Consider the following 11,906-nt stretch of genomic DNA (forward strand, 5'->3'; position numbering starts at 1 on the left):
GTCTAGGCTTGAAGTGTGGGGGCGAAAGCGAATACACGCTGCCACTCACAATATAATACTTACAGAGTTTTACATGTGCGCACATGGGGAGGCGAAATGGAATCCTTACAGGTTTGTGACTATATGAATATCCACCCGGTTAAACTCAGAGTGGATATGCCGGTAGCTGAAGCAGTGGAAACCCTGTTGTCAAGCGGCCAGACCGGTGGTCCGGTGGTGGATAATCGCGGTAAAGTGGTGGGTTTTCTGTCAGAGCAGGACTGTATCAAGCAAATGGTTGAGTCGAGTTATTACCGGGAGCAAGTGTGTCGCGTGGCCGACATTATGCGCACACCAGCACTCACCATTAAACCGTATATGTCTGTCGTCGAACTGGCGCAAATGCTTTTGAAAGAAAAGCCCCGTGTGTATCCCATCGTTGATGATGATGGAGTACTGGAAGGCACCATCAACCGCACATCGGTGTTAAAAGCCATCGATGTTCAGCTGCGCTCCGGCTACAAAGCCGTAAGCTAACGGGCAACTAACTAAAAGCACACGGACTGCCTGGTAAGCAGTCCGTTAGTGGCAGGTATTCTCACCTTTCCGCTCTGTCTTATAACCAATTGCGCTTGCAACGGGTATAAATAGGCTTATTCTGACGGCTTTTTCTGGTCGTAACAGGAGCCGCTCGTGCAATCTGATGCCCCCGCTAATCCGCTGGGCCTGCTTCCCATCGTTTTCTTTGTCGTACTGGTTATTGTGACCGGTTTGCTGGCCGGTTCCATGACCGCCATGCCTATTCTGGTGGCTTTTTTGTTATCAGCCGGACTGGCGTTAGGGCTTAATCGGCGGGACGAAAAACTCTCACTCAGCGAAAAGCTGAATATATTCTGCCGCGGCAGCGGTGAGCGTAATATTATGCTGCTGGTGTTTATATTCCTGTTGGCCGGCGCATTCTACGCACTTACCATTGATATTGGCGCCCGCGATGCCACGGTCAATCTGGCGCTACGCTGGATCCCGGCAGATTTGGTGCTACCGGGCCTGTTTCTTATTTGCTGCTTTATTTCATTTGCCATGGGGACCTCCATGGGCACCATTACTGCACTGTCGCCGGTTGGCGCGGGTCTGGCAACCAGCCTTGGGATCCCCGTGCCTATGGCGCTGGGGATTGTGGTGGGCGGCGCCATGTTCGGTGATAACTTGTCGTTTGTTTCTGATACCACCATTGCCGCAACCCGCAGCCAGGGCGTCAGGCTCGCCGATAAATTCAAAGCTAACCTTATTATTGCCTTACCCGCCGCGCTGGTCACTATGTTGTTACTGGTAATGGTACCGGTGTCGACCACCAGTACGCCGGATGCAGAGGCCATTAACGGGTTTCTTATTGTGCCGTACCTGGTGATCATCATCAGTGCCCTGGCCGGGCTCAACGTGATTGCGGTGCTGGGGTGTGGTATCGCGACAGCCGCCCTGACGGGGCTTGCCACTGACAGCTTTACGCTGCTTGGCATGCTCACCAGCATGCAAAAGGGACTGGGCTGGATGCAGGACCTTGCCATGATTGCTATCACCATTGGCGGCATAGTGGCGTTGATGCATGCTTATGGCGGGATCCGCTGGCTGATTACGGTATTAACCCGCCGGGTGTCGGGTCAGCGCGGCGCAGAAGGCAGTATTGCAGCATTGGTGAGCTTTCTGGATGTTTCCACCGCGAACAATACCATTGCCATTGTCACTGCGGGGCCGGTAGCGAAGGAGTTAAGCGAACAATACAATGTGGATCCCCGCCGCACTGCCAGTTTGCTGGACGTATTTTCGTGTGGATTTCAGGGGTTGGTGCCTTACGGGGCACAGCTATTAAGCGCGGCGGCCGTAGTGGGTATTTCGCCCCTGTCGGTGACGCTTTACAGCTGGTACCCCATGCTTATTCTGGTATTCGGTGTGTTGGCCATTCTCAGCAGACGCCCACGGTTTGTTTCCAGACCACAGCGTGCGGTATAGCAGCGCACAAATTTCGCCAGTCATAACAGGTCCCGCCTGACCCAACCTGCTCCGGTTGGTGTAGTGATAAGTAGCCGAAACGGGCCGTCCCGGTGGCTGGCTTTTGCTGCCGGGCTGGAAATCCAGCCGGCTTTCTTCTAGTATCGGCGGCCTGTCAGACCCAGAGGACTTAGTCTTGCCAACACCCAGTGACGCCTTACCATCTCCTAAACAGTTGTTCGCCGAGTTAGATAACTGCTTGCTGGCCGATCGTTTTCGCCTGAAACGGCGTCTGCAGAACGTGCTAAGCATGCAGAAAAAGGGGCAGGCCGGGGCGGAAGAAAAGCTGGCTGCTGTGAACAAGGCAATTGCTGCTTCGTCGGCAAAACGGCGTACCCGGGCAGAACAGGTCCCCACGGTAACCTATCCGCCGCTGCCGGTGAGCGACAAAAAAGAGGCTATTAAAGATGCCATAGCCAGTCACCAGGTGGTAATTGTCGCGGGGGAGACGGGCTCGGGAAAAACCACGCAGCTACCTAAAATATGTCTGGAAATGGGACGCGGTGTGGACGGCATGATAGCGCATACTCAGCCTCGCCGGCTGGCAGCCCGCAGCGTGGCTAACCGTATTGCAGAAGAACTGGACACGCCACTGGGTGAAAAAGTCGGCTTTAAAATCCGTTTTTCTGATCAGGTAAGTGAGCAATCGTATGTCAAACTGATGACCGATGGCATGCTGCTGGCAGAAATGCAGCAGGATCGGTTTTTAAACCAGTACGACACGATTATTATTGACGAGGCTCACGAACGCAGCCTGAATATTGATTTTCTGCTGGGGTATCTGAAACAGTTACTGGCGAAACGGCCCGAGTTAAAACTCATCATAACCTCAGCCACCATCGATCCAGAGCGGTTTTCCAGCCACTTTAACGATGCGCCTATCATTGAGGTCAGCGGCCGTACCTATCCGGTGGAAGTGCGCTATCGGGATCCGGCAGAAATGGGCGATGATATCGATCAGACCGATGCCATTGTTGCCGCTGTCGATGAGTTGTTCCGCGAGGCACCCGGTGACATTCTGGTGTTTTTAAGCGGTGAACGGGAGATCCGTGACGCCCAGGAGGCGTTGAACCGGCAGCAATACCGGCATACGGAGGTTGTGCCTCTGTATGCTCGGCTTTCAGCCTCCGAGCAAAACCGCATTTTTCAGTCCCATTCCGGCCGCCGCATTGTACTGGCGACGAATGTAGCTGAAACGTCACTGACGGTTCCGGGCATTAAGTATGTTATCGATCCGGGGTTTGCGCGGATTTCCCGGTACAGTGCTCGCAGTAAAGTGCAGCGTTTACCTATCGAACCGATTTCTCAGGCCTCGGCGAATCAACGGGCGGGACGATGTGGACGGGTTTCCGACGGTATTTGTATTCGCCTGTATAGTGAAGAAGATTATCTGGGACGCCCAGAATTTACCGATCCTGAAATTCTGCGGACCAACCTGGCATCGGTTATTTTGCAAATGCTGGCGTTAGGTTTAGGTGAAATTACGGCCTTTCCTTTTGTGCAGCCACCGGATAACCGGAATATTAACGACGGCATCCGCCTGCTCGAAGAAATACAGGCTATTACCCGTAAACAGGGGCGCCCACACCTTACCCAAATGGGCAGACAGATAGCCCGGCTGCCGATTGATCCCCGCTACGCACGAATGGTGATTGAGGCCGCCAGCAACCAGTCACTTCGTGAAGTTATGGTGATTGCTGCCGGCCTGTCTATTCAGGATCCTCGCGAGCGTCCCCAGGAGAAACGCCAGCAAGCGGATGAAAAACACAGTGAATATACGGACAAAGATTCCGACTTTATCAGCCTGTATAACCTTTGGACCAAGTTCCGCGAACAGCAATCGGCATTAACCCAGAATCAATTGCGTAAATGGTGTAAAGCACAGTTCATTAACTATTTGCGTATGCGGGAATGGCAGGACATTGTCAGTCAGCTGAAAAAGTCGGTAGCAGAACTCGGCATGGGGATCAGTAATCAGGCCGCAGATTACGATGCGATCCATAGCGCCCTGTGTACCGGCTTGCTGTCACACCTCGGCTTTAAAGACAAAGACCGGGAATATCTCGGCTCCCGTAACACCCGCTTTATGATCTTTCCCGGCTCAGGCCTGTCAAAAAAGCAGCCGAAATGGGTGATGGCCGCCGAGTTGGTAGAAACGTCCAAACTGTTTGCCCGCATGGTGGCGCGCATCGATCCCCAGTGGGTGGAGCCACTTGCCAGTCATGTCACTCAGTCAAGCTATTCTGAGCCTCACTGGTCGAAAAAGCGCGGTGCGGTGATGGCATGGGAAAAGGTCACCCTGTTTGGTCTGCCCATCGTGATGAAGCGGGCCGTGGTGTACAGTAAAATTGACCCCGCGGTCTGTCATGAGCTATTCATTCGTGAAGCACTGGTAGAAGGCAATACCCGGCTTCACTTTGATTTTCTGGATGATAATCAGGCATTGCTGGCCCAGGCCGATGAACTTGAACAGAAAACCCGTCGCCGGGATCTCATTGTTGATGAACAGCAGCTGGTGGATTTTTACGTCAGCCGAATTCCGGTTGAGGTAAACAACGACGCCGCTTTTCGCAAGTGGTGGAAGGGACTGAAAGATAAAGACAGCCTGCGGTTTACTGAAGAGGATGTGTATCGTCAGCAACCCGGCGTGGCGGTAGATAATGCGTTCCCTGACGTATGGCGGCAGGGCAATCTAACTTTGCCGTTGCGCTATCATTTCGAGCCAAACGCCCCCGACGACGGGGTAACCGTGGCCATTCCTTTACCCTTACTGAATCAGGTAGAGGACAGCGGGTTCGACTGGCAGGTACCGGGCCTGCGTGAAGAGCGCATTATGGCTATGATCCGCGGGCTACCCAAGCGGATTCGTAAAAACTTTGTGCCTGCGCCGAATTTTGCCCAGGCGTGTATGGCCGATATCGCGCAAACTGACAAAAAAGGCCGGCCACAGTCACTGCAGACAGCCGTCACCGATAAGTTACGCCGCATGACGGGGATCACGGTGGACGATGAAGACTGGCAACAGGTGAAGCTGGACACCCACCTGAGGTTGCACTTTGCCGTGGTGGATGACAAAGGCGAGGTGGTCGCCAGTGGCGACGATCTGCACCAGTTAAAACAACAATGTCAGGGTCAGGTAAAGGAAACCTTCGAACAGGCGGCTACGCCGGAGCTTGAGCGTAGCGGCCTTACTGAATGGGATTTCGACAGCCTGCCGCAGACCTTCGAACAGTCAATGGCCGGCTTTAAAGTGCAGGCTTTCCCGGCTCTGGTGCCCCAAGGTGACAGTGTCGATATTGAGCTGGTGGACGAAACTGACAAAGCGCAGCAATTGCACCGTCAGGGCGTGAATGTACTGGTGAAAAATGCCATGCCATCGCCGCTGAATTACCTCCAGAGTAAACTGCCAAATAAAGCCAAGCTGGGGTTGTACTTTAACCCCTTTGGACAAATTAAAGCGTTAATTGATGACTGCATTATGGCCGGTATCGACGATTTGGTCTGCCAGTTCTGTACCACCCACAATACTGACATCCGTGAACGGGAGGCCTTTACGGCATGTGTTGACTGGGTGCGCGAACAAATCAACGAAGTGGTGCTGGATATTGCCCGGCAAGCCGAGCAGGGACTGACACTGGCTCATCAGTGTCAAAAGCAGATGAAAGGCAATGTGCCCCTGACCATGGTAAGCGCGTTAGGTGATTGCAAAGCTCACCTGAACCAGCTGGTGTTTCCCGGCTTTGTCAGCGATATCGGGCGGGCGCGCCTTGATGACTGGAATCGTTATATTAAAGGACTGGCCCGGCGGCTGGAGAAATTACCGGTAGATCCCAACCGGGATCGCATGCAACAGGTGACCATTGAAAAAGTCACCACAGCCTGGGAAAAAGTGCAGGCGAAGTACCCGGGCACCCAGCGGCCAGCCGCTCTTGAGGAGGTCCGCTGGATGATTGAGGAGCTGCGGGTAAGCCTGTTTGCTCAGCAACTTGGTACGGCGTATCCAATATCTGCCAAACGTATCCTGACACGGCTGGAAGAGTTCTAAACTGCATTTTCACATTGACAAGGTGCCACCGGCACCCTATAACGGGATGTACAGGTAGATGATGCGCCATGCATGCAGAAGTGAGGCAGGAGAAGTAAGATGTTGGGATACGATGATAAACGCAATTTCTTCAGAATGATGGTGAATTCGCCATGTCAGCTGGAGATAAACGACGAAGAGTCGAGCCGTACCCTCCAAGCGGTTTGCAAGGACATCAGCGCAACCGGTATGTCGTTAGAAGTTGCCGAACCTTCTGTCGAGCTGGGCACCAAGGTGAATGTGTCCATTGACTCCACCAGTTCACAGATACCGTCGCTGTCGGCCGTGGCCACTGTGGTCAGGTGTGTACCGGAGTCAGACGCCAGCTGCATTCTTGGTGTAGAAATTTCCGAGATGAATTAAGCTCACCGGCCGGCGGGGGCATTGATAACTCCCCCAGCCCGGCCGGACAGCCTTCCAGTGGTTAATCTACCACCTGGCAAACCAACCCTTTCAGATAGTAACCCTCAGGGAAACTACCGATGGTGGGGTGGTCGGTGGCCTGAGATAAGCGCTCGATAATCTTAATGGTTCTGCCAGCATCCAGAGCGGCATCAGCCACAATCTTCTGAAATAAATCTGCCGGCATCAGCCCGGAACAACTGAACGTCATCAGAATGCCGCCTGGTTTAACGGCATGGATCCCATACATATTAATGTCTTTATAACCCCGTGACGCCCGTGGCAGAGACGCCTTACTGTCGACAAACTTAGGCGGATCCAGTATCACCATGTCAAACTGTTGCTGTTGTTCATGATAGCGGCGCAACACCTGAAAGACGTCTTCGTTAACCATGGTGCACTTTTCGGGCGCTAGCTGATTCAGGGTAAGATGTTGTGCAGCCAGGTCCAGCGCGGCTGCGGATACATCTACATTAGTGACATGACTGGCTCCACCTGCCAGCGCGTAACACGCAAACGTACCAGTGTAACTAAAACAGTTCAGTACCGTGGCGTCTTTCGCGTAGCGTCCTGCCGTCGCGCGATTGTCTCGCTGGTCGAGATAAAAGCCCGTCTTATGACCCTGTTCAATGTCTACCAGAATGCGAACGCCGTTTTCAGTAATCGTCACCTCCCGTTGGGGTTCACCTGACAGCGTCTGCACTAACGGCTCCAACCCCTCTTTCTTTCTCACGTCCACATCGCTACGTTCATACACGGCGGTATCAGGCAGAAGTTTATTCAGGGCCCAGACAATTTTATCGCGGTGTTTGTCGGCGCCGGCGCTAAGAAGCTGAACCACCGCCACTTTGTCGTAGATATCAATGGTCACGCCGGGCAGGCCGTCAGACTCTGAGGCCACCAGTCGGTAGCTGTTAGTGTCCTTGCCGGCAAACAGCCGTTGTCTGAGCAGATGGGCCTGCTCAATACGACGCAGGAAAAAACCGTTATCGATGCTTTCAGATTGTGAAAAAGTCCACATGCGAACCCGGATCTGTGAGTCTGGCGAATAGGCGCCGCGACCCAGCCAGGTCCCTTCTGCGCTGATTACGTCTACCGTATCGCCGCGGCGGCATTTGCCTTTTACCGTATTGACGGCGCTGGCAAATACCCAGGGATGACGACGTTGTAACGAGCGTTCCCGCTCAGGATTCAGAGTAACGGTGGCAGACATAGGCGACCTTTTGTTTGTAGCAATTCGTGGCCGCGCAGTATACCGACTATCATAAGTGGCTGCGACTGTTGTCTCGCCGGTCGTCCTGCTACAGTTAAGAAAAGCACAAGGAGTCAGTACTATGCGATTTATCGACCACGAACGAGGTGAGGGGCCTGGCGGCTTATTTATCAGCAATACTGCACGCCCGACGCTGGCACCGGGCTACGTACGGGTGCGGGTTGCCGCCTTTGGTGTCAACCGGGCAGATACCTTACAACGCAAAGGCATGTATCCGCCACCGCCAGGCGAGAGCCCGATCCTGGGACTGGAAATAGCCGGCGAAGTGATTGAACTGGGGGACAGTAAGTGCCAATGGCAGGCAGGCGACCGGGTCTTTGGACTGGTCGCGGGGGGCGGCTATGCTGAAGAGGTGGTGGTGCTGGCCGACCATTTGATGCGCTGCCCGGCATCATTGTCTTTCGAGCAGAGCGCCGGGCTGGCCGAGGTGTTCCTGACGGCGTTCCAGTGTTTATACCTGATTGCGGATATCCAGAAAGAACAGCGGGCATTAATTCATGCCGGTGCCAGTGGCGTTGGACTGGCCGCGATTCAGTTATGCCGACTGTTTGGGGTGGAAACTGCCACGACGGCGTCATCGCCTGAAAAGCTGGCGCTATGCAAGGAGATGGGCGCCAGCCTGTTAATTAACTACCGGCAGGATGACTTTAAAGAGGTGGTGTCGCAGTCATGGCCTGACGGTGTGCACATGGTGCTGGATGTGGTGGGGGGTGACTACCTGAACCGTAATCTGTCACTACTGGCGCGGGATGGCACGGTGGTTTACCTGGCAATGCTGGGTGGGCGGTATGCCGATAAGCTGGATATGGCCAGTTTGCTGGGCAAACGGGCTACCATTCAGGGCACTACGTTACGTAACCGCACTGACGGATATAAATCCAGTCTTATACAATTATTCACGGAACGCTGCCTGGCTGCGTTTGATACCGGCGAGCTAACCGTGCACCTGGATACGGTGTTTGCCGTGGACGATATTGCGCAGGCCCATCAGCGCCTCGAAAATAACGATAGCATGGGTAAGTTCGTAGGCAGGTGGTAACGGCTTACGCGCCTGCCATTCTCAACGGACAGTGATGCCGCTGCCGGTCAACGTTCGTTAACTGGTGAATCCGCTATCCGGCTGAGTCGGTTTCGCTTCGGCGGCGGCCCGTGCTAAATCGTCACAACGTTCGTTTTCAGGGTGACCCGAATGGCCCTTCACCCAGTGCCAGTTGATTTTGTGGCGGCTGACCGCTTCATCTAGCTGTTTCCAGAGATCAGCGTTTTTCACCGGTTTTTTGTCTGCAGTACGCCAGCCATTCTTACGCCAGTTGTGGATCCACTGGTTAATGCCATTTTTAACATACTGACTGTCGGTCGTTATCTCGACATTGCAGGGTTCTGTCAGGCTGTTGAGTGCCATGATCGGCGCCAGCAATTCCATCCGGTTGTTGGTGGTATGGGCATAGCCGTCACTGAGTTCTTTACGGTGTGACTTGTACACCAGTACAGCACCATACCCGCCAGGACCCGGGTTGCCCAGGCAGGAACCGTCTGTATAAATATGAATCGTTTTCTGTGACACCCGTATACCTCTTTTTATATGTTTGTCGTAGCGTGCAGCGATGGGCTTGATATACTAGCAAAAAACCATGTCAAAGCAGAGTTATCATGCGTCAGATTGTTCTTGATACAGAAACCACCGGTATTGATCCCAAAGAAGGCCACCGCATCATTGAAATCGGCTGCGTGGAAGTGGTCGATCGTAAGTTAACCGGCAACCACTTTCATGTATATATAAATCCGGGACGCCAGATTGAGCAGGAAGCCATTGAAGTGCATGGCATTACCAATGAGTTTTTGGCCGACAAGCCGGTATTCAGAGACGTAGCCGAAGACTTTGTGAATTTTATTCGCGGCGCTCAACTGGTCATCCATAACGCCCCCTTCGATGTAGGGTTTATGGATCACGAGTTTGCCATGGAGCCCAAAACCCGTTCGGTTAAAACGGCTGACATCTGCAGTGTTCTCGATACCCTGGCGGTAGCGCGGAAAATGCATCCTGGCCAGAAAAACAACCTGGATGCGCTGTGTAAACGTTATGGCATAGATAACAGCCACCGTGAGCTTCACGGTGCACTACTGGATGCCGAAATTCTGGCCGATGTTTATCTGCTAATGACGGGCGGACAGACCCGACTGAACCTGGCCGGTAAAAATAGTGAGTCTGGGGAGTCAGCAGATGCGATACGGCGGGTTAAGCGAAACGGAAATAAATTAAAGGTTATTAAAGCCAGCGCCGATGAATTAACACAACATGAGGCGCGTTTAGACATTGTGGAACAAAGTGGTGGCAAATGTTTGTGGCGCACACCCGCTAATCAAGAATAGTTTCAGGAGTGAGTGGTGGTGAAGTATTTGCTGGTGGGAATGGCCGTGTGGACGCTAAGCAGCGTCGTGCACGCACAGGATACCCAGTCTCCGCCGGCCGGACCGGAGAATGCCCCGGCCACGCGCTCTGAGCCAGCCGGTACAGACGCTGCGCAGGAAGCCGCCCCCTCGCCACTGACCGAACTTGGCTCAGAATACCAGAACTCTATTGAGCTGCTGCGCAACCGCTTTCGCATTGATTACAAAGTTGACGAAATCACTATGGTGTTTTTCCGTGAATATGGATCGGCGCCGGTGGTGTTGGTCAGGCCTGACGGCTCGAAAATATTCCAGAGTCAGGCCGAGGGCGATGGCATCTTCTGGTACGATGCTGACACCTTTGACATGGTTAATATTAAAAACCCGGTGCCAGGCCCCTGGCAGGCAGTCGGGCGCATCCTGCCAGAAAGTCGGGTTATGGTGTTATCCGACATCGCCCTGCACGCTGAACCGCTACCCAACATTATCTTCTCAGGTGAAATACTGAAAAGTACCGCGTACCTGACTAATAATGGTAACCCCATAAACTATAACCAGTTTCGTGATGTGGTAGAGCTGACCATTGAAATGACCAGCACCAATAATCCGGATTATGATAATTTTGGTGCCAACGACCAATTAATCGCGACCTTTGAAGATAACGGTCGGGGGATGGACGAAGCTCCGCTGGACGGTACGTTCACCGGCCAGTTCAACCTGTCGGTACCGGCGGGCGAGTGGACACCTGTATTCCGGGTGACGACCCCCATGTTCACCCGTGAGCAGGTTGACGACCCCATTCGGTTGTATACCAACCCGGTTGAGCTTGATGTTGAGTTAGACGGCGGCGGCGACGGTTATCATAAGTTGCTGATAGACGTGAACCGTGAACTTGTTGACATCGAATCGTTGCTGGTCGATGGCAAAGTACGTTTCCCCAATGGTGACATGCAGACGTTTTCGATCACCGAGCCCAGCAGCAACGCTCGCGAGCACCTAATTGTGGCATACGAAGAAGGCGTGTTCCGGGTAAAACTTACTGCTTATGGAACGACATCGGAAGGACGGGACTTTATTCTGGATGTCCCGGAATATACATTTCTCGCCGAAGCGCCAGAACCGGAAGTTGTCGACCCTATGCTCAATGAAGCGACTGACAGCCAGTCGACACCTGACGAATCCGTCATGACCGAACCCGAAGTGAGCATCGCGGAGGCTGAAACGCCTCCCGAACAGGAAGAAATGGGGACCGGCAAACTGATGACCCTGTTACTTGTCGTCAACGGCACAATTATCGGGATAGGCATAGTCGTCGCGGTATTCATTATGCTGCGCCGGCGTCGGGGGATAAAATCAGCGCCACCGATGACGGGAGATGCGCCGCCTTCAAGCACGGCAAAGTCGGGTATGCTGGATAAGCTCACCGGGCTGTTTAAGAAGCGTACACCTGCAGATAAGCATTAAAATAGCCCGTGAGCGACAGAATTGTTGATATTTAAAACATTCTGATGAAATTGCGTGCAAACGACCTGCGGATAACGATTTTATTCAAAAAAAGCATTGACTCTATTTGGGTGAAACCGTATTATCTGCGCCGCAGTGAGGGCAGGGCGATTCACCAATCGTAATTAACTCACTGATAGTATTGAAAAAGTGGAGCGGTAGTTCAGTTGGTTAGAATACCGGCCTGTCACGCCGGGGGTCGCGGGTTCGAGTCCCGTCCGCTCCGCCACT

The 11,906-nt window shown here is 53.3% G+C and carries 9 protein-coding genes and 1 tRNA gene; 8 read left to right on the top strand and 2 right to left on the bottom strand.

Annotation, left to right across the window (positions count from 1 at the left end; genetic code table 11):
* The first annotated feature begins 96 nt into the window (after nucleotides 1-96).
* The 4 genes from OCL06_RS04915 to OCL06_RS04930 all read left to right on the top strand — a co-directional run bounded on the left by OCL06_RS04915 (nucleotide 97) and on the right by OCL06_RS04930 (nucleotide 6,472).
* On the top strand, nucleotides 97-516 hold the full coding sequence (locus tag OCL06_RS04915; RefSeq protein WP_262992632.1) for a CBS domain-containing protein: 420 nt from the start codon (nucleotides 97-99) through the stop codon (nucleotides 514-516).
* Nucleotides 517-672: 156 nt separating this feature from the next.
* Nucleotides 673-1,986 carry a Na+/H+ antiporter NhaC family protein gene (locus OCL06_RS04920; protein WP_262992633.1) on the top strand — a complete coding sequence of 438 codons (1,314 nt, stop codon included), beginning with the start codon at nucleotides 673-675 and terminating at the stop codon, nucleotides 1,984-1,986.
* Nucleotides 1,987-2,161: 175 nt separating this feature from the next.
* Nucleotides 2,162-6,070, top strand: coding sequence for an ATP-dependent RNA helicase HrpA (gene hrpA, locus OCL06_RS04925; RefSeq protein ID WP_262992634.1), 3,909 nt, complete (start codon nucleotides 2,162-2,164; stop codon nucleotides 6,068-6,070).
* 99 nt (nucleotides 6,071-6,169) lie between these two features.
* Complete coding sequence (locus tag OCL06_RS04930; protein ID WP_262992635.1) at nucleotides 6,170-6,472, top strand: PilZ domain-containing protein; 303 nt, start codon at nucleotides 6,170-6,172, stop codon at nucleotides 6,470-6,472.
* Between the two features lie 61 nt (nucleotides 6,473-6,533).
* Here the strand turns inward: OCL06_RS04930 and OCL06_RS04935 are convergent, their stop codons facing one another.
* Nucleotides 6,534-7,724 (bottom strand): class I SAM-dependent rRNA methyltransferase, encoded by a 1,191-nt coding sequence (locus OCL06_RS04935; protein ID WP_262992636.1) that lies wholly within the window; start codon nucleotides 7,722-7,724, stop codon nucleotides 6,534-6,536.
* 121 nt (nucleotides 7,725-7,845) lie between these two features.
* On the opposite strand from OCL06_RS04935, the gene OCL06_RS04940 reads away from it, so the two are divergent.
* Nucleotides 7,846-8,823, top strand: a complete 978-nt coding sequence (locus OCL06_RS04940; protein WP_262992637.1) for an NAD(P)H-quinone oxidoreductase — start codon at nucleotides 7,846-7,848, stop codon at nucleotides 8,821-8,823.
* Between the two features lie 57 nt (nucleotides 8,824-8,880).
* Here OCL06_RS04940 and rnhA read toward each other — a convergent pair whose 3' ends face one another.
* Complete coding sequence (rnhA, locus tag OCL06_RS04945) at nucleotides 8,881-9,348, bottom strand: ribonuclease HI (protein WP_262992638.1); 468 nt, start codon at nucleotides 9,346-9,348, stop codon at nucleotides 8,881-8,883.
* 86 nt (nucleotides 9,349-9,434) lie between these two features.
* On the opposite strand from rnhA, the gene dnaQ reads away from it, so the two are divergent.
* The 3 genes from dnaQ to OCL06_RS04960 all read left to right on the top strand — a co-directional run bounded on the left by dnaQ (nucleotide 9,435) and on the right by OCL06_RS04960 (nucleotide 11,904).
* Nucleotides 9,435-10,154, top strand: coding sequence for a DNA polymerase III subunit epsilon (gene dnaQ, locus OCL06_RS04950; protein ID WP_262992639.1), 720 nt, complete (start codon nucleotides 9,435-9,437; stop codon nucleotides 10,152-10,154).
* A gap of 12 nt (nucleotides 10,155-10,166) precedes the next feature.
* The gene (locus tag OCL06_RS04955; protein ID WP_444541955.1) at nucleotides 10,167-11,636 is read left to right on the top strand and encodes a TIGR03503 family protein; all 1,470 of its coding nucleotides are present in this window, start codon (nucleotides 10,167-10,169) and stop codon (nucleotides 11,634-11,636) included.
* Between the two features lie 191 nt (nucleotides 11,637-11,827).
* A tRNA-Asp gene (locus tag OCL06_RS04960) sits at nucleotides 11,828-11,904 on the top strand.
* Nucleotides 11,905-11,906: the final 2 nt, after the last annotated feature.

It is taken from the genome of Alteromonas salexigens (genome assembly GCF_025628895.1).
In the GTDB taxonomy this organism is placed as follows: Bacteria; Pseudomonadota; Gammaproteobacteria; order Enterobacterales; family Alteromonadaceae; genus Alteromonas; species Alteromonas salexigens.